At 66.0% G+C, this 18519-nt stretch carries 12 protein-coding genes; 10 read left to right on the top strand and 2 right to left on the bottom strand.

Annotation, left to right across the window (positions count from 1 at the left end; translation table 11 throughout):
• Positions 1-305: 305 nt before the first annotated feature.
• The 7 genes from WS96_RS03640 (at position 306) to WS96_RS03610 (ending at position 9639) form a co-directional block, all read left to right on the top strand.
• Positions 306-2228, top strand: a complete 1923-nt coding sequence (locus WS96_RS03640) for a PrkA family serine protein kinase (RefSeq protein ID WP_027784391.1) — start codon at positions 306-308, stop codon at positions 2226-2228.
• 125 nt (positions 2229-2353) lie between these two features.
• Entirely contained in the window at positions 2354-3622 is a 1269-nt protein-coding gene (locus WS96_RS03635) for a YeaH/YhbH family protein (RefSeq protein WP_034207259.1), read from the top strand.
• On the top strand, positions 3619-5298 hold the full coding sequence (locus WS96_RS03630) for a SpoVR family protein (protein WP_059830727.1): 1680 nt from the start codon (positions 3619-3621) through the stop codon (positions 5296-5298). Before WS96_RS03635 ends, WS96_RS03630 begins: the two co-directional genes overlap by 4 nt.
• Before the next feature lie 232 nt (positions 5299-5530).
• On the top strand, positions 5531-6835 hold the full coding sequence (locus WS96_RS03625; RefSeq protein ID WP_034207261.1) for an MFS family transporter: 1305 nt from the start codon (positions 5531-5533) through the stop codon (positions 6833-6835).
• Between the two features lie 446 nt (positions 6836-7281).
• Entirely contained in the window at positions 7282-8097 is an 816-nt protein-coding gene (locus WS96_RS03620; RefSeq protein ID WP_059498964.1) for an ABC transporter substrate-binding protein, read from the top strand.
• Between the two features lie 94 nt (positions 8098-8191).
• A complete protein-coding gene (locus tag WS96_RS03615) occupies positions 8192-8914 on the top strand; it encodes an amino acid ABC transporter permease (RefSeq protein ID WP_059830725.1) in 723 nt (240 codons plus the stop codon).
• Positions 8915-8916: 2 nt separating this feature from the next.
• On the top strand, positions 8917-9639 hold the full coding sequence (locus WS96_RS03610) for an amino acid ABC transporter permease (RefSeq protein WP_034207264.1): 723 nt from the start codon (positions 8917-8919) through the stop codon (positions 9637-9639).
• Between the two features lie 140 nt (positions 9640-9779).
• Here WS96_RS03610 and WS96_RS03605 read toward each other — a convergent pair whose 3' ends face one another.
• Positions 9780-11045, bottom strand: a complete 1266-nt coding sequence (locus tag WS96_RS03605; protein ID WP_059830724.1) for a M23 family metallopeptidase — start codon at positions 11043-11045, stop codon at positions 9780-9782.
• Between the two features lie 322 nt (positions 11046-11367).
• Entirely contained in the window at positions 11368-12030 is a 663-nt protein-coding gene (locus tag WS96_RS03600; RefSeq protein WP_059830722.1) for a TetR family transcriptional regulator, read from the bottom strand.
• Between the two features lie 151 nt (positions 12031-12181).
• Here WS96_RS03600 and WS96_RS03595 point away from each other — a divergent pair, with 151 nt between their 5' ends.
• From WS96_RS03595 to WS96_RS03585, 3 genes are read left to right on the top strand one after another with little or no spacing between them, the layout of a single operon-like run.
• Complete coding sequence (locus WS96_RS03595) at positions 12182-13384, top strand: MexX/AxyX family multidrug efflux RND transporter periplasmic adaptor subunit (RefSeq protein ID WP_059830720.1); 1203 nt, start codon at positions 12182-12184, stop codon at positions 13382-13384.
• A gap of 15 nt (positions 13385-13399) precedes the next feature.
• On the top strand, positions 13400-16540 hold the full coding sequence (locus WS96_RS03590; RefSeq protein WP_059830718.1) for a multidrug efflux RND transporter permease subunit: 3141 nt from the start codon (positions 13400-13402) through the stop codon (positions 16538-16540).
• On the top strand, positions 16540-18000 hold the full coding sequence (locus tag WS96_RS03585; RefSeq protein ID WP_059830914.1) for an efflux transporter outer membrane subunit: 1461 nt from the start codon (positions 16540-16542) through the stop codon (positions 17998-18000). The genes WS96_RS03590 and WS96_RS03585 overlap by 1 nt, the downstream gene beginning before the upstream one ends.
• Positions 18001-18519 lie beyond the last annotated feature (519 nt).

Raw genomic sequence — 18519 nt, 5'->3', positions numbered from 1 at the left:
TGTCATCGCACGCGGCCGCTCGAACGTATAGGGATGAAGGGGAGAAGTGGCGACGTCGGCGGCGTCCAACGCACGAGCCGTTTCGATGTTCGACGAGATGCGGCGGATGCAGTTTCTGCGGCTCGGGAAGTCGATTGTAAAACGACGAAATGCGTTGTCCAAGCGGTGTTGTCGAGAATGACGAACTTCATACGAAGAGTTCGTGAAAAAAAATAAGAAAGGGTTTAGGATGAATTCGAACGCGCTTGCTTCTGCGCAGTCATACGAAGGCAGGCACGTCTTCAGACTCAGGCGAGGGAGGTAGCATGGATATTTACAGCAGCTTCGCGAACCGCTTCGAAAAAACGCGAGAGGAAGAGCTCTCGCTGGAGGAGTATCTCGCGCTCTGCAAGAACGATCCATCCGCGTATGCGACGGCGGGTGAACGCATGCTGGAAGCAATCGGGGAACCTGAACAGATCGATACCCGCAACGACCCGCGCCTGTCGCGGATCTTCGCGAACAAGGTCATCAAGGTGTATCCGGCATTCCGTGAGTTCTACGGAATGGAGGAGGTGATCGAGCAGGTGGTCGCGTATTTCCGCCACGCTGCGCAAGGTCTCGAAGAGAAGAAGCAGATCCTCTACCTGCTGGGCCCGGTGGGCGGCGGCAAGTCGTCGATCGCCGAGCGTCTGAAGCAACTGATGGAGCGCGTGCCGTTCTATGCGCTGAAGGGCTCGCCCGTCAACGAATCGCCGCTCGGGCTGTTCGACTACGACGAGGATGGTCCGATCCTCGAGGAACAGTACGGCATTCCGCGCCGCTACCTGAAAAGCATCCTGAGTCCGTGGGCCGTCAAGCGCCTGCACGAATACAACGGCGACATCCGCCAGTTCCGCGTGGTGCGGCGCTATCCGTCGATCCTGCGGCAGGTCGGCATCGCGAAGACGGAGCCGGGCGACGAGAACAATCAGGACATCTCGTCGCTGGTCGGCAAGGTCGATATCCGCAAGCTCGAACAGTACGCGCAGGACGATGCCGACGCATACAGCTACTCGGGCGGCCTGTGCCTCGCGAACCAGGGCCTGCTCGAATTCGTCGAAATGTTCAAGGCGCCGATCAAGGTGCTGCACCCGCTGCTGACCGCCACGCAGGAAGGCAACTTCAAGGGCACCGAAGGCTTCGGCGCGATTCCGTTCGACGGCGTGATTCTTGCGCACTCGAACGAATCGGAGTGGAAGGCCTTCCGCAACAACCGCAACAACGAGGCGCTGCTCGACCGGATATTCGTCGTGAAGGTGCCGTACTGCCTGCGCGTGTCGGAAGAGATCAAGATCTACGAGAAGCTGATCCGCAATTCGTCGCTGGCCGAGGCCGTGTGCGCGCCGGGCACGCTGAAGATGATGTCGCAGTTCTCGGTGCTGTCGCGGCTGCACGAGCCGGAGAATTCGAGCCTGTTCTCGAAGATGCAGGTGTACGACGGCGAAAACCTGAAGGACACCGATCCGAAGGCGAAGTCGTACCAGGAGTATCGCGACTACGCGGGCGTCGACGAAGGGATGACCGGCGTATCGACGCGCTTCGCGTTCAAGATCCTGTCGCGCGTGTTCAACTTCGATACGAGCGAGGTCGCGGCCAACCCGGTGCACCTGATGTACGTGCTCGAACAGCAGATCGAACGCGAGCAGTTCCCGCCGGAAACCGAGCAGAAGTACCTGTCCTTCGTGAAGGACGTGCTCGCGTCGCGCTATGCGGAATTCATCGGCAAGGAGATCCAGACGGCGTATCTCGAATCGTATTCGGAATACGGGCAGAACATCTTCGATCGCTACGTCACGTATGCGGATTTCTGGATCCAGGATCAGGAATTCCGCGACCACGACACGGGCGAGAGCTTCGACCGCGCCGCGCTGAACGCGGAGCTGGAGAAGATCGAGAAGCCGGCCGGGATCAGCAATCCGAAGGATTTCCGCAACGAGATCGTGAATTTCGTGTTGCGCGCACGGGCGGCGAACGCCGGCAAGAACCCCGTGTGGACGAGCTACGAGAAGTTGCGCGTCGTGATCGAGAAGAAGATGTTCTCGAACACCGAGGAGCTGTTGCCGGTGATTTCGTTCAACGCCAAGGGTTCGGCGGAGGAGCAACGCAAGCATGAGGACTTTGTGAACCGGATGGTCGCGAAGGGCTATACGCCGAAGCAGGTGAGGCTGCTTTGCGACTGGTACCTGCGCGTGCGCAAGTCGTCATGACACGCGCGGTATCGTGCCCGGACGGCGAGTCCGTCCGGGCGCTTTCAGAGGCGCCGCCCGCATGACGGCAGACGGCATGCGCGGCGAGTGCCCCGGCAGATCGACTTTCGAGCGGGAGACCGGGAGTGCTTCATCAAATCATCGACCGCAGGCTGGCCGGCAAGAACAAGAGCATCGCCAATCGCGAACGCTTTCTGCGTCGCGTCAAGAACTACATTCGTCGTGCCGTGTCCGACGCGGTGCGCGACCGTAGCATCAAGGATATCCAGAGCACGCAGAGCATCACGATCCCGCGCAAGGACATCGCGGAGCCGAATTTCCGGCACGCGCCGGGCGGGCGTCGCGAATACGTGCACCCCGGCAACGAGGACTACGTGCGCGGCGACAAGATTCCGCGTCCGCAGGGCGGCTCGGGCGGCGGCGGCAGTCAGGCGAGCAACGAGGGCGAAGGGCAGGACGACTTCGTGTTCGAGCTGTCGCGCGACGAGTTCATGCAGTACTTCTTCGACGATCTCGAACTGCCGCGCCTCGTGAAGACGCACCTGCTGACGGTGCCGAGCTGGAAGAACGTGCGCGCGGGCTGGTCGGCGGAGGGTACGCCGAACAACATCGACGTCGTGCGCTCGCTGCGCAGCGCGCTCGGCCGGCGCATCGCGCTCGGCTCGCCGCTCGTCAACGAGTTGCGCGAGCTCGAGGCGCGGCTCGAAGCGCTGAAGAACGACACCGAAGACCGCCGCGCGGAAATCGCGACGCTCGAAGCCGAGATCCATCACCTGAAAGGGCGCATCTGGCGGATTCCGTTCATCGATCCATTCGACCTGCGCTACATCAACCGCGTGAAGCAGCCGCAACCGTCGAGCCAGGCCGTGATGTTCTGCCTGATGGACGTGTCGGGCTCGATGGACGAGCAGCGCAAGGATCTCGCGAAGCGCTTCTTCATCCTGCTTTACCTGTTCCTCAAGCGCAACTACGAGCGCATCGAAGTGGTGTTCATCCGTCACCATACGCGCGCCGAGGAGGTCGACGAAGATACCTTCTTCCATTCGACCGAAAGCGGCGGCACGGTGGTGTCGAGCGCGCTCGAACTGATGCGCAAGGTGATGAACGAGCGCTACTCGCCGACCGAGTGGAACATCTACGGCGCGCAAGCGTCCGACGGCGACAACTGGACTGACGATTCGCCGAAGTGTCGCAAAATCCTGGAAGAGGATATTCTCACCAAGACGCGTTACTTCGCGTATATCCAGGTCGCGCCGGAAGAGCAGAATCTGTGGCTGGAATACGCGCAACTGGCCCTGTCGCAACCGCATCTCGCGATGAAAAAAGTGGAATCGGCTGCGGACATTTACCCGGTGTTTCGCGAATTGTTCGAAAAGCAGGTGGAAATGTCATGACGACCCGCCATCTGCACAACGAGTCGCGCGGCTACGAGCCGCGCCCTTCCGGCGACGACACGGCCGGCCCTGCCGCACCGCAGCAACGCGTGCAGGCCGAACCGCCGCCGCCGGCCGCCGACTTGCCCGGTTCCGGGCAAAAGGAAGCGCGTATGAACGTTGCCGAACGCAAGCCACTGCCGTGCCCGTCCGACTGGACGTTCGAATTGCTCGAGGAATACGACACGCACATCTCGCAGGTCGCCGAACAATACGAGCTCGACATCTACCCGATCCAGCTCGAGCTGATCAGCGCCGAGCAGATGATGGATGCGTACGCGTCGGTCGGGATGCCCGTCAACTATCGCCACTGGTCGTTCGGCAAGCACTTCCTCGCGACCGAAAAGAGCTACCGCCGCGGCCAGATGGGCCTGGCCTACGAAATCGTCATCAATTCGAACCCGTGCATCGCGTATCTGATGGAAGAGAACACGATGACGATGCAGGCGCTCGTCATCGCGCACGCGGCGTACGGGCACAACTCGTTCTTCAAGGGCAACTACCTGTTCCGGCTGTGGACCGACGCGCACGCGATCATCGACTATCTCGTGTACGCGAAGAACTACGTCGCGGAATGCGAGGAGCGCTACGGCCTCGATCGCGTCGAGGAACTGCTCGACTCGTGCCACGCGCTGATGAACTACGGCGTCGACCGTTACAAGCGGCCGCAGAAACCGTCGCTGTCGAAGGAAGCGGCACTGCGGCGCGAGCGCGAGGCGTACCTGCAATCGCAGGTCAATGAACTGTGGCGCACGCTGCCGGGCAAGAAGCCCGAGCTGACCGAGGAGCAGGAAGACCGCTATCCGCCCGAGCCGCAGGAGAACCTGCTGTATTTCGCGGAGAAGAACGCGCCGCTGCTCGAACCGTGGGAGCGGGAAGTAATCCGCATCGTGCGCAAGATCGGCCAGTATTTCTATCCGCAGCGGCAGACGCAGGTGATGAACGAAGGCTGGGCGACGTTCTGGCACTACACGCTGCTCAATACGCTGTACAACCAGGGGAAGCTGGAAGACGGCTTCATGATGGAGTTCCTGCATTCGCACAGCAACGTGGTCTACCAGCCGCCCGTCACGAAGCCGTACTACAGCGGGATCAACCCGTATGCGCTCGGTTTCTCGATGATGAGCGACATCCGAAGGATCTGCGAAGCGCCGACGGAAGAGGACTACAAGTGGTTTCCCGAGATCGCGGGCACGCCGTGGCTGCCGGCGATGCACTATGCGATGCGCAACTTCAAGGACGAGAGCTTCATCGCGCAGTATCTGTCGCCGAACCTGATTCGCGAGATGCGGCTCTTCTCGGTGCTCGACGACGACATGCGCGATTCGCTCGAGGTATCGGCGATCCACGACGATTCCGGCTATCAGTACGTGCGGCAGGCGTTGTCGCGGCAGTACGACATCCATCATCGCGAGCCGAACATCCAGGTATGGGCCGTGAACACGCGCGGCGACCGTAGCCTCACGCTGCGTCACTTCATGACCGACAACCGTCACCTGTCGAACGACAGCGAGGAGGTGCTCAAGCACATGGCGCGGCTCTGGCAGTTCGACGTATATCTGGAAAGCGTCGACGAGGCCGGCACCGTGCGCAAGCGCTACGAGTGCCGCTACGTGCCGCCGGAAGTGCGCGTGTGATCGTCGCACGCGAAAATGTTTGCATCGGACGCCAGCCTGAGGGCTGGCGTTTTCATATGACGAACGCGCGGCCGGAGAAAAATTTTCTACATCCGGACGAACCCGGAGCGCTTGTTACTTTACATTTCGCTAAAATCCCGTAGCGCCGTGCGCCGGAACCGGTGCCACGTGCGACCGCACGCGGCGGCCCAGCCGTCTCGCCCAGAAAGCACTAAAAGGAACAGACCAACCCATGGACGTCCAGACCGACCAAGCTGCGCTGTCCGCGCATGACACCCGGCGGCGCGTGTTCGCCATCGTCGGCGCCTCGTCGGGCAACCTCGTCGAGTGGTTCGACTTCTATATCTACTCGTTCTGCGCGCTGTACTTCGCACCGGCATTCTTCCCGAGCGGCAACACGACGACCCAGCTGCTGAACACGGCGGGCGTGTTCGCGGCCGGCTTCCTGATGCGTCCGATCGGCGGTTGGCTGTTCGGCCGCATCGCCGACCGTCACGGCCGTCGCACGGCGATGATGATCTCGGTGCTGATGATGTGCGGCGGCTCGCTCGTGATCGCGGTGCTGCCGACCTATGCGCAGATCGGCGCGCTCGCGCCGGCGCTGCTGCTGGTCGCGCGCCTGTTCCAGGGGCTCTCCGTCGGCGGCGAATACGGCACCAGCGCGACCTACATGAGTGAAGTCGCGCTGAAGGGGCGGCGCGGCTTCTTCGCGTCGTTCCAGTACGTGACGCTGATCGGCGGCCAGCTGTGCGCGCTGCTGGTGCTCGTGATCCTGCAGCAGACGCTGTCGGCCGGCGAGCTGAAAGCGTGGGGCTGGCGCATTCCGTTCGTGGTCGGCGCGGCGGCCGCGCTGATTTCGCTGTACCTGCGCAAGTCGCTCGACGAGACGTCGACGAGCGCATCGCGCGACAAGAAGGACGCCGGCACGATCCGCGGCGTGTGGCAACACAAGGGGGCGTTCTTCACGGTGGTCGGCTTCACGGCCGGCGGCTCGCTGATCTTCTACACGTTCACGACGTACATGCAGAAGTACCTGGTCAACACCGCCGGCATGCATGCGAAGACGGCCAGCAACGTGATGACCGTCGCGCTGCTCGTCTACATGCTGATGCAGCCGGTGTTCGGCGCGCTGTCGGACAAGATCGGCCGCCGCACGTCGATGATCCTGTTCGGTGCGTTCGCGGTGATCGGCACGGTGCCGCTGATGCATGCGCTGAAGGACGTGACGAGCCCCGTGGCCGCGTTCGTGCTGATCACGGTCGCGCTGGCGATCGTCAGCTTCTACACGTCGATCAGCGGCCTCATCAAGGCCGAGATGTTCCCGCCGGAAGTGCGCGCGATGGGGGTGGGCCTGTCGTATGCGGTCGCGAACGCGATCTTCGGCGGTTCGGCCGAGTACGTCGCGCTGTGGTTCAAGTCGATCGGCAGCGAGGAAACCTTCTACTGGTACGTGACGGTGCTGTGCGCGATCTCGCTGATCGTGTCGTGGCGCATGCGCGATCCGAGCAAGGAAGGGTATCTGCGCCACGAGCCGTGATCGGAGGCGCGTCGCGCGTACTTGCACGATGACGAACGTCCGGTCGGTTGGCGGTTTTTTGCGGCGTGCGATGACACGTGCGGCGACATCCGCTGTTCGACCCGGCACGTGCCGGCACGAGCGTGCCGCGTCATATCGATATGGAAATCGATTCGTTGTCCGCGGCGCGCGATTTCCTTAATCTGACTGCGTAGTTCGTGTGACACCTCCTTGACTGGGATTCGCGCCCGCTGCTTGCAGCGGGCGTTTTTTTATGCGGCAGCGCGTGCCTGCAGCCCGCGCGCCTCATCACGAAACCCGCAGAGCAAAGCACCATTTGTTGGTTCGAATTCGCCGCGCGCGCTGATACGTTAGCGGCTTCGCGACGACACACTTCGTCGCGATGTTCTTCGAACCGTGCCGCCGCGCGATCCGCGGCGGCCTCCATAACAAATCAGGTCGTGCTCATGAAAATCAACACGCTCGCTACGTGGCTCATCGGGGTCGCGCTCGTTACCGCAGGCACCGTCGCGCATGCGGACCGTCTCGACGACATCAGGAAGGCCGGCGTGCTGCGGGTCGCGACGTTCGACAGCAATCCGCCGTTCGGCTATGTCGACGCGAAAAGCAATCGCATCGTCGGTCTCGACGTCGATTACGCGAAGGCGTTGGCCGACAAGCTCGGCGTGAAGCTGCAACTGCAACCGACCAACCCCGCGAACCGCATCCCGTTCCTGACGTCCGGCAAGGTCGATCTCGTGCTCGCGAATTTCACGATCACCGACGAGCGCGCGAAGCAGGTCGACTTCAGCATTCCGTATTTCTCGTCGGGCCAGCAGTTTCTCGCGAAGAAGGGCGTGCTGAAATCGGCCGACCAGTTGAACGGCCTGCGCGTCGGCGCGGACAAGGGCACGACCAACGAGATCACGCTGCGCGAGAAATTCCCGAAGGCGACGATCGTCGCGTACGACGACACGCCGTTCGCGTTCGCCGCGCTGCGCGCCGGCAACGTGCAGGCCATCACGCAGGACGGCCCGAAGCTGATCGGCCTGCTCGCGAACGTGCCCGACAAGCAGAACTACGAGATCCCGGCGTTCACGATCTCGAACGACTACATGGGCGTCGGCGTGCCGAAAGGCGAGACGCGCCTGCTCGGCTTCGTCAACGACACGCTGAAGGGGCTCGAGGCGAGCGGTCGCGCCACGCAGATCTACGACGCATGGTTCGGGCCGACCACGAAAACGCCGCTCACGCGCATTTTCCGTATCGGCGACAAGACCTGAGCGGTCTCGCACGTGCGCCGCGATCGGCCTGAACATCGGCCGTGCGGCGCTTTTTGTTTTCATCCGAACGTGCGCTTCGTGCGCGCGCCACAGCATGCTCGGCTTGGCTCCCAAATATCTGTCCTGGCTCTGGCAGGGCTTCCTGCTGACACTCGGCCTCGCAGCCGCGTCGGCGGTCGCCGCGACCATCGGCGGGCTACTGCTCGCCGTGATGCGGCATGCGCGCGGCAGGGCGCCGCGCGCGGTCGCCGCGGCCTACGTCGTCGCGTTCCGCAACACGCCGCTGCTCGTGCAGTTGCTGTTCTGGTATTTCGGCGTCGCGTCGTTGCTGCCCGATACGTGGATCGCGTGGCTCAACGCGCGCCATGCGGCGAGCGTGGGCCCGTTCACGCTCGCGTGGCCGTCGTTCGAATTCGTCGCGGGCTGGGTCGGCTTGAGCGCCTATACCGCGGCATTCGTCGCCGAGGAATGCGAGGCCGGCCTGCGCGGCGTGCGACGTGCGCAACACGATGCGGCGGCCGCGCTCGGCCTCACGCCGATGCAGTCGCTGCGCTACGTGGTGCTGCCGCAGGCCGTGCGCATCGCGCTGCCGCCGCTGTTCGGCCAATACATGAATCTCGTGAAGAACTCGTCGCTCGCGATGGCGATCGGCGTCGCCGAGCTGTCGTATGCGTCGCGGCAGGTGGAGACCGAGACGTTCAAGACGTTCGCCGCGTTCGGCGTCGCGACGTTGCTGTACGTCGCGGCGGTGGCCGCGATCGAGGCCGGTGCGTATGCGGCCACGCAATGGCGCGACCGGCTCGGAGCGGGGCGCTGACGATGGATCTTTCGCTGCTCGTCTCCAATTTGCCGTACCTGCTCGTCGGCGCGTTCCCTGACGGTCCGCTCGGCGGCGCCGCGCTGTCGCTGGTGCTGGCGCTCGCGTCCGCGATCGCGTCGGCCGGGCTCGGCGTGGCGCTCGGCGTCGCGATGGCGCTCGCACGCGGTCCGGCGCGCGTGCTGCTGCTCGCATTCATCGGCTTCTTTCGCGCGATTCCGGTGCTGATGCTGATCTTCTGGACGTATTTCCTGATGCCCGTGCTGCTGCACATGGACGTGCCGGGGCTCGCGACGGTCGTGTGCGCGCTGGCGCTGGTCGGCGGCGCGTATCTCGCGCATGCGGTGCATGCGGGGATCGTCGCGGCGGGCGACGGGCAATGGCAGGCCGGGCTGTCGCTCGGGCTCACGCGCTGGCAGACGGTGCGCTACGTGCTGTTGCCGCAGGCGATCCGGATCATGACGCCGTCGTTCGTCAACCAGTGGGTCGCGCTCGTGAAGGACACGTCGCTCGCGTATATCGTCGGCGTGCCGGAACTGTCGTTCGTCGCGACCCAGGTGAACAACCGGCTGATGGTGTATCCGGCGCCGATCTTCCTGTTCGTCGCGGCGATCTATCTGGTGCTGTGCACGTCGCTCGACGGCGCGGCGCGGTGGTTGCTGTCGCGCCGTCCGAGGGCGCAGCGCATCGCGCAGGCGGCGGAGCGCACCGAACCCGCGCGGTGACGGCGTGCCGCCCGATGCAGGCGGCGGATTTCCGGTGATGAAGATAGGTGGCCGCGTCGCCGCTGGTCGAGCGGCGACGGGCGTGAGCATGCTGCTGTGGTCGCGGTGCGCTTCTTGGCGTGAATGCCGGCGTTCGCGCGTCAGGACGCGCTGTAATGCGTATCGAACACCGCGCGCAGCGTCGACGAACCGGTCGCGAAGTCGCCCCACAGCGGGCCGTCGCTTTGCGCGAACGCGAACGGCGTCGTACTGATCGACGCGAGGCGCAAGCGCCATTGCGCGGCTTCCTGGCGGAACGCGGTGAGCTGCATGTCGGACAGCGCCGTCTGCGCGCTGGCCAGCGTGACGAGCGGATCGACCGGATCGTTCGCGATTCGCACCTCGAAATGCAGGTGCGGGCCCGTTGCGGCGCCGGTCATCCCGACCGAGCCGATGCGCTGGCCTTGCTTCACGGTTTCGCCGACCTTCAGCCCGCGCGCGAACGCGGACAGGTGCGCGTAGTAGGTCGAATAGCCGTCCGCATGATCGACGATCACATAGCGGCCGTAGCCGCCCGGATCGGTGCCGACGAACGACACGACGCCGTCGGCGGCCGCATCGACCGGCGTGCCGCTGGGCGCGGCGAGGTCCACGCCCGTATGGAACGCCATCGCCTGCGACAGCGGATGGATGCGCTCGCCGAAGAACGAGCTGATGCGCGTCCACTTGACCGGCATCGTGAACGCGGCAGCTTCGAGCGGCGAACCGTCGAGCGTGTAGTAGGCCCCGTGCTCGGCGCCCGGCGCGCGGAACCAGATCGCGCCGAACGTGCGGCCGGCGACGCGCAGCTCGAGCGCGGTGAGGCGCGGCGTGCCGTCGTTCGTGTCGAACGCGATGCGGTAATAGTCGCCGCGCTGCGCACTCGCGCGCATCGCGACCTTGCCGGTGACGAGATCGCCGAGCTGGATGCGTACTTCGGGCGGCACGTCGAGACGGTTCAGCGTATCGGACAGCGTGAGCTCGATGTCGCCCGCGCGCATCCCGCGCTGGGAATCGGGCGACGCGAACTGGAACAGGCTCGCGTAGCCGAGCATGTCGTTGCGATGCGCGCTGAGCGGCGCGAACAGGCCCGGCTGCAGGCTGCGATCGGTGCGATCGACGTGTTCGTTGCGTTCGCCGATCGTGCGGGCGAGCTCGCTCGTCACGAAATGCTGGGCGGTGGGAAACGGCGTATCGGACAGCACGCGCTGCGGCAGCGCGGCCGTGCCCGAGTCGACGGCGCCCGGCAGTTGCGACACGGCCGGCAGGGCGGCGGCGAGGCCGAATGCGGCGAGCGCGCCGAGCACGGCGGCCGGCACGAGCGCGCGCACGGCGCGCTGCGCGCGACCGGGCGCGGCGGCATCAGGGGTTGCGACGGACTTGACCAAGGTGTCCACATCCAGGAAAGCGGTTCAAAGGGGTGTGGGCGAGGGCCGCCGGCGGCACATCGTCGAACGGCGACGGGGCGGGCGGCGGGCGTGCAACAAAACAGGCCCCGCCAGGGGCCTGTGTCGTTTCCGTTCGACCCAACGCGCGGGGCGGGCCCGCTTCGAACGGCGGCGTGCATACCGGGTCGAACCCGGTTATCACGCAGACGCTAAAGAAAGATGACAGCGTCAGTCTACCGATGTTCCGCGAAACGTTAAAAATTTTAAAGGGGGTCAGCTCATTCGTTTCACAGTGCGGTAAATCGGGTTAAATCAGCATTTGTTACGACGATTTTGATCGGTCAGGCAATTTTTGCGCGCGTCGGCGCAGGGCGGCGGAGGTGCGGACGGCGTCGAAACCGGCGTCGAGCATCGCCTCGGCGTCGTTCCACAGGTTGCCGCGCAGCCGGTTGGTCCAGATCATCGACGCGAACACGCCTTCGAGCAGCGACACGAGATAGACGGCGGCCAGATGCACGTCGAGATCGGCGGCCACTTCGCCGGCCGCGATCGCGCGACGCAGCAGCGCCTTGGTGATGCGCAGCATCTGCAACTCGAGCAGCATGCGGCGCCGCTGCAGCGCACCGTTTTCCTCGCTCTGCTCGCACTTCGTATAGAGAATCACCAGCACGCGCTGCATCGGGCCCGGCTCGCCGCATTCCTGCAGGTAGTGCGACGCGGCGCGCCGCAGCGTCGCGAACGGCGGCAGGCCGTCGCCCGCGTCGAAACCTTCGGAGGTGCGTGCGAACGCGCGGTCGCACATCGCCAGACACACTTCCATCTTGTTGCGGTAGTGGCCGTAGACGGCGCCCCGCGACATCCCGGCGGCCTCGGCGAGGTCCGCCATCGCGGTTTGCGCGACGCCGCGCTCGAGCAGCACGAGCTCGGCGGCGTCGAGGATCCGGTGCTTGATGGCGAGCGATTCTTCCCGGGTCTTGCGGGCCATGTCGTGAAATTCCTTACAGTTCGCTGTCGTTTTATTGAGACAAAGTGTGTGCCGGATTGAGGCGGCCTGTATTTAATCAGTCGTGACTGATTATAATCGGCCACCCTGAGCCGCCGCATTGTATCGGCGGCGAGTGATCCGAGGTCAGAACATGAATAACAAACGCACCCTGTGGCGCCGCCTGCGGCCGGCGCCGTTCGCGCTCGCGGCGCTGCTGGCCGTGGCGGGATGCGGAAAGGGCGACAAGAACGCCGCGCCGGAGACCGCGAAGCAGGCCACCGTCGTGACGGTACGCCCGACGGCCGTGCCGATGACCGTCGAACTGCCGGGCCGGCTCGACGCATATCGGCAGGCGGAGGTGCGCGCGCGGGTCGCGGGCATCGTCACCGCCCGTACCTACGAGGAAGGCCAGGAAGTGAAGCAGGGCGCGGTGCTGTTCCGCATCGATCCCGCGCCGCTGAAGGCCGCCCGCGACGCCGCGCAGGGCGCGCTCGCGAAGGCGCAGGCCGCCGCGCTCGCGGCGACCGACAAGCGCCGCCGTTACGACGACCTCGTGCGCGATCGCGCGGTGAGCGAGCGCGACCACACCGAGGCCGTCGCGGCCGACACGCAGGCGAAGGCCGAGGTCGCATCCGCGAAGGCCGAACTCGCGCGGGCCCAGCTGCAGCTCGACTACGCGACCGTCACCGCGCCGATCGCGGGCCGCGCACGGCGCGCGCTCGTGACCGAGGGAGCGCTCGTCGGCCAGGACCAGGCGACGCCGCTCACGACCGTCGAGCAGCTCGATCCGATCTACGTGAACTTCTCGCAGCCGGCCGCCGACGTCGACGCATTGCGTCGCGCGGTGAAGAGCGGGCGCGCGACGGGCATCGCGCAGCACGACGTCGCGGTGACGCTGCTGCGCGCCGACGGCACCGCGTATCCGCTGAAGGGCAAGTTGCTGTTCAGCGATCTCGCGGTCGATCCGACCACCGACACCGTCGCGATGCGCGCGCTGTTCCCGAATCCGGAGCGCGAGCTGCTGCCCGGCGCGTATGTGCGGATCGCGCTCGACACGGCGGTCGACCAGCGGGCGATCCTCGTGCCGCGCGACGCGCTGCTGCGCACGACCGACCGGACGTCGGTGCGCGTGGTCGGCGCGAACGGCAAGGTCGAGGACGTCGAAGTCACGGCCGACCAGATGAGCGGCCACGACTGGCGCGTCACACGCGGCCTCGCGGGCGGCGAGCGCGTGATCGTCGACGACGCCGCGCAGTTCGCACCTGATACGGTCGTCAAGCCCGTCGAGAAGGCGCCGCCGTCGAAGGCGGCGCCGGCCGCGGCCGCTTCGCAGGCGGCCGCCCGTCAAACCTGACCGGTTCAAACCAACATGGCACGTTTCTTCATCGATCGCCCCGTCTTCGCGTGGGTGATCGCCATCTTCATCATGCTGGGCGGCCTGTTCGCGATCCGCGCGCTGCCCGTCGCGCAGTACCCGGACATCGCGCCGCCCGTCGTCAGCATCTATGCGACGTACCCGGGCGCGTCCGCGCAGGTCGTCGAGGAATCGGTGACCGCGCTGATCGAGCGCGAGATGAACGGGGCGCCGGGGTTGCTGTATACGTCCGCGACGAGCAGCGCCGGGGCGGCGTCGCTGTACCTGACGTTCAAGCAGGGCGTGAACGCCGATCTCGCGGCCGTCGAAGTGCAGAACCGGCTGAAGACGGTCGATGCGCGCCTGCCCGAGCCCGTGCGCCGCGACGGCATCCAGGTCGAGAAGGCCGCCGACAACATCCAGCTCGTCGTGTCGCTGACGTCCGACGACGGCCGGATGACCGACGTGCAGCTCGGCGAATACGCGTCGGCGAACGTCGTGCAGGCGCTGCGCCGCGTCGAGGGCGTCGGCAAGGTACAGTTCTGGGGCGCCGAATATGCGATGCGGATCTGGCCCGACCCGGTGAAGCTGGCCGGGCACGGCCTCACCGCGTCGGACATCGCGTCGGCCGTGCGGGCGCACAACGCGCGCGTGACGATCGGCGACATCGGCCGCAGCGCGGTGCCGGACAGCGCGCCGATCGCGGCGACCGTGTTCGCGGACGCGCCGCTGAAGACGCCGGCCGAGTTCGGTGCGATCGCGTTGCGCGCGCGGGCCGACGGTTCCGCGCTGTTCCTGCGCGACGTCGCGCGCGTCGAATTCGGCGGCAACGACTACAACTATCCGTCGTACGTGAACGGCAAGGTCGCGACCGGGATGGGCATCAAGCTCGCGCCGGGCTCGAACGCGGTGTCCACCGAGAAGCGCGTGCGCGCGACGATGGACGAGCTGTCCGCGTACTTCCCGCCGGGCGTGAAATACCAGATTCCGTACGAGACGTCGTCGTTCGTGCGCGTGTCGATGAACAAGGTCGTCACGACGCTGATCGAGGCCGGCGTGCTGGTGTTCCTCGTGATGTTCCTGTTCATGCAGAACCTGCGCGCGACGCTGATCCCGACGCTCGTCGTGCCGGTCGCGCTAGCGGGCACGTTCGGCGTGATGTATGCGGCCGGCTTCTCGATCAACGTGCTGACGATGTTCGGGATGGTGCTCGCGATCGGCATCCTCGTCGACGACGCGATCGTCGTCGTCGAGAACGTCGAGCGACTGATGGTCGAGGAGGGGCTCGGGCCGTACGACGCGACCGTCAAGGCAATGCGGCAGATCAGCGGCGCGATCGTCGGGATCACCGTGGTGCTGACGTCGGTGTTCGTGCCGATGGCGTTCTTCGGCGGCGCGGTGGGCAACATCTACCGGCAGTTCGCGCTGTCGCTCGCGGTATCGATCGGCTTCTCGGCCTTTCTCGCGCTGTCGCTGACGCCCGCGCTGTGCGCGACGCTGCTCAAGCCGGTGTCCGGCGACCATCACGAGAAGCGTGGCTTCTTCGGCTGGTTCAACCGCTTCGTCGCGCGCGCGACGCAACGCTACGCGACGCGGGTCGGCACGATGCTGAAGAAACCGCTGCGCTGGTTCGTCGTGTACGGCGCGCTGACCGCGGCGGCCGCGCTGATGCTCACGCAGTTGCCGAGTGCATTCCTGCCCGACGAGGACCAGGGCAACTTCATGGTGATGGTGATTCGCCCGCAAGGCACGCCGCTCGCGGAAACGATGCAGAGCGTGCGCGAGGTCGAGTCGAGCATCCGCCGCGACGAGCCGACCGCCTATACGTATGCGCTCGGCGGCTTCAACCTGTACGGCGAAGGGCCGAACGGCGGGATGATCTTCGTCACGCTGAAGAACTGGAAGGAGCGCAAGGCCGCACACGATCACGTGCAGTCGATCGTCGCGCGCATCAACGAGCGCTTCGCGGGCACGCCGAACACGACGGTGTTCGCGATGAATTCGCCGGCACTGCCCGATCTCGGTTCGTCGAGCGGTTTCGACTTCCGGCTGCAGAATCGCGGCGGGCTCGACTACGCGGCGTTCAGCGCCGCGCGCGAGCAACTGCTCGCGGCGGGGCGCAAGGATCCGGCGCTGACCGACCTGATGTTCGCGGGTACGCAGGACGCGCCGCAACTGAAGCTCGACATCGATCGCGCGAAGGCGTCCGCGCTCGGCGTGTCGATGGACGAGATCAACACGACGCTCGCGGTGATGTTCGGCTCCGACTATATCGGCGACTTCATGCACGGCACGCAGGTGCGGCGCGTGATGGTGCAGGCCGACGGGCTGCACCGGCTCGATCCGGACGACGTGAGGAAGCTGCGCGTGCGCAACGCGCGCGGCGAGATGGTGCCGCTCGCGGCGTTCGCGACGCTGCACTGGACGCTCGGGCCGCCGCAGCTCACGCGCTACAACGGCTATCCGTCGTTCACGATCAACGGCTCGGCCGCGGCAGGCCACAGCAGCGGCGAGGCGATGAGCGCGATCGAGCGGATCGCCGCGACGCTGCCGCCCGGCATCGGCCATGCGTGGTCGGGGCAGTCGTTCGAGGAGCGGCTGTCGGGCGCGCAGGCGCCGATGCTGTTCGCGCTGTCGGTGCTCGTCGTGTTCCTCGCGCTCGCGGCGCTCTACGAGAGCTGGTCGATTCCGTTCGCGGTGATGCTGGTCGTCCCGCTCGGCGTGATCGGCGCGGTGCTCGGCGTGACGCTGCGGGCGATGCCGAACGACATCTATTTCAAGGTGGGGCTGATCGCGACGATCGGGCTGTCCGCGAAGAACGCGATCCTGATCGTCGAAGTCGCGAAGGATCTCGTGGCGCAGCGCGTGTCGCTCGTCGACGCGGCGCTCGAGGCCGCGCGCCTGCGGCTGCGGCCGATCGTGATGACCTCGCTCGCATTCGGCGTCGGCGTACTGCCGCTCGCGTTCGCATCGGGCGCCGCGTCCGGCGCGCAGAGGGCGATCGGCACGGGCGTGCTCGGCGGCGTGATCACGGCGACCGTGCTCGCGGTGTTTCTCGTCCCGCTGTTTTTCGTGATCGTCGGCCGCCTGTTCGACGTCGGCCCGCGCCGGCGCGGCGGGTCGCGGCCGGCGACGATGGAGGGTTCGCAACCATGATGTTCGCGCTGAACGTATGCGCCGCGCGGCGGGTTCCGGTCGCGCTGGCCGCTGCACTCGCGCTCGCCGGCTGCTCGCTCGCGCCGCGTTACGAGCGCCCGGCGGCGCCGGTGCCGGCAAGCTATGCGCCGCTCGACGGCAGTACCGCGCCGGCGGCCGAACCGGCCGCGGCGCAGGATGCCGCGTTGCTCGACGACTGGCATGCGTATTTCACCGATCCGGCGCTGCAGGCGTGGATCGATGCGGCGCTCGCGAACAACCGCGACCTGCGGATCGCGGCCGGCCGGCTCGAGGAAGCGCGCGCGTTGTACGGCGTGCAGCGCGCGGACCTGATGCCGTCGGTCGACGCGCAGCTCGGCTATGAACGCGCGCGCCAGTACGATCCGGTCGTGCGCGAAAGCGCGATCAGCGGGCTGTATCGCGCGGGCGTCGGCGTCAGCGCGTACGAGCTCGACCTGTTCGGCCGCGTGCGCAACCTGTCCGACGCGGCGCTCGCCGAATACTTCGCGACGGCCGACGCGCAGCGCACGGTCCGCATCGGCGTGATCGCCGAAGTGGCCGGCGCGTACGTATCGGAACGTGCACTGCACGAGCAGCGGGCGCTGGCGCAGCGCACGCTCGATGCGCGCGAGCGGATCGCCGCGCTCACGCAACGCCGCTATGCCGCCGGCACGAGCGACGCGATCGAGTTGCGCTCGGCCGAGATGCTGGTCGCGTCCGCGCGCGCGTCGCAGGCCGCGCTGCAGCGCGAGCATGCGCAGGCCGTGCGGGCGCTGCAACTGCTGGCGGGCGATTTCGCGCGCCACGTGCCCGCCGACGCGACCGCGCTCGACACGCTGTCGATCGCACCCGTGGCGCCGGGCGCGCCGAGCGCATTGCTCGAACGGCGGCCGGACGTTCGCCAGGCCGAGGCACGGCTGAAAGCCGCGAACGCGAACATCGGCGCGGCGCGCGCGGCGTTCTTCCCGCGCATCGCGCTGACGACCGACTACGGCTCCGTGAGCGACGCGTTCTCGAATCTGTTCGCGGCCGGCACGAGCGTGTGGACCTTCGCGCCGCGCATCACGCTGCCGATCTTCGCGGGCGGACGCAATCGCGCAAACCTCGACGTTGCGAACGCGCGCAAGGACATCGCGGTCGCCGAATACGAGAAGGCCGTGCAGACCGCGTTTCGCGAAGTGGCCGATGCATTCGCCGCGCGCGACTGGATCGACCGGCAGCTTGCCGCGCAGCAGGACGTGTATGCGGCGGACGGCGCGCGGCTGAAGCTCGCGGAGCGTCGTTACGCGGGCGGCGTCGCGACCTATCTCGAACTGCTCGACGCGCAGCGCAGCACGTACGAGTCGGGGCAGGAGCTGATCCGGCTCAGGCAGCTCAGGCTCGCGAACGCGATCGCGCTGTATCGCGCGCTCGGCGGCGGCTGGGCGCCGGCATCGGCGCAGGCCGCGGCTTCCGCGTGAGATGGGCGATTGTGTTGCCTGGCGCCGCCGCGTGCCGGGCAACACGACGGCGGCTGCACGATTCGATGTGCGGTCGTCGCTTCGACGGGGCGTGCTGTCCGCCGTACCGCCTTGCGCCATCGGCGCTTCTTTTTGCCGGCCCGCGCATCGTTCTCATCTCCCGGCCGCGCGCAGCGGCGGCTTCTGCTGCCGCCCCCATCCATAGACCCATCGTGTCGCCCGCCGGCGCAAGCATGTGCCGCGTCTCTTCGTTTCTCATCTCATCCGATCCGGCATGCCACGCGTGTTCCGGCGGCCGAGCATGCTGTCGATTCCCGATCCGTAATTGACGATCGAATTAATCAATGTATTGGAATCAATCGCGGCGGCAAAGTGTCGCAGTAAAACGTTTGTATGCTTTTCGCAATCGTTTGCGCGATAAATCCATATTGATAAGATTCCGCCGTTAATTTCCTGTCAGTTGAAAATGATTCGATATTCATGTTGCGATCGGACAACGATGGCGGCACTGGACAATGT

Source organism: Burkholderia sp. MSMB1835, assembly GCF_001526365.1.
Taxonomy (GTDB): Bacteria; Pseudomonadota; Gammaproteobacteria; order Burkholderiales; family Burkholderiaceae; genus Burkholderia.
This window is presented reverse-complemented; position numbering and strand designations above follow the sequence as displayed.

Coding starts and splice junctions, on each gene's coding strand:
- WS96_RS03640 (WP_027784391.1), top strand. CDS start 306: ATGGATATTTACAGCAGCTTCGCGAACCGCTTCGAAAAAACGCGAGAG.
- WS96_RS03630 (WP_059830727.1), top strand. CDS start 3,619: ATGACGACCCGCCATCTGCACAACGAGTCGCGCGGCTACGAGCCGCGC.
- WS96_RS03625 (WP_034207261.1), top strand. CDS start 5,531: ATGGACGTCCAGACCGACCAAGCTGCGCTGTCCGCGCATGACACCCGG.
- WS96_RS03620 (WP_059498964.1), top strand. CDS start 7,282: ATGAAAATCAACACGCTCGCTACGTGGCTCATCGGGGTCGCGCTCGTT.
- WS96_RS03615 (WP_059830725.1), top strand. CDS start 8,192: ATGCTCGGCTTGGCTCCCAAATATCTGTCCTGGCTCTGGCAGGGCTTC.
- WS96_RS03610 (WP_034207264.1), top strand. CDS start 8,917: ATGGATCTTTCGCTGCTCGTCTCCAATTTGCCGTACCTGCTCGTCGGC.
- WS96_RS03600 (WP_059830722.1), bottom strand. CDS start 12,030: ATGGCCCGCAAGACCCGGGAAGAATCGCTCGCCATCAAGCACCGGATC.
- WS96_RS03595 (WP_059830720.1), top strand. CDS start 12,182: ATGAATAACAAACGCACCCTGTGGCGCCGCCTGCGGCCGGCGCCGTTC.
- WS96_RS03590 (WP_059830718.1), top strand. CDS start 13,400: ATGGCACGTTTCTTCATCGATCGCCCCGTCTTCGCGTGGGTGATCGCC.
- WS96_RS03585 (WP_059830914.1), top strand. CDS start 16,540: ATGTTCGCGCTGAACGTATGCGCCGCGCGGCGGGTTCCGGTCGCGCTG.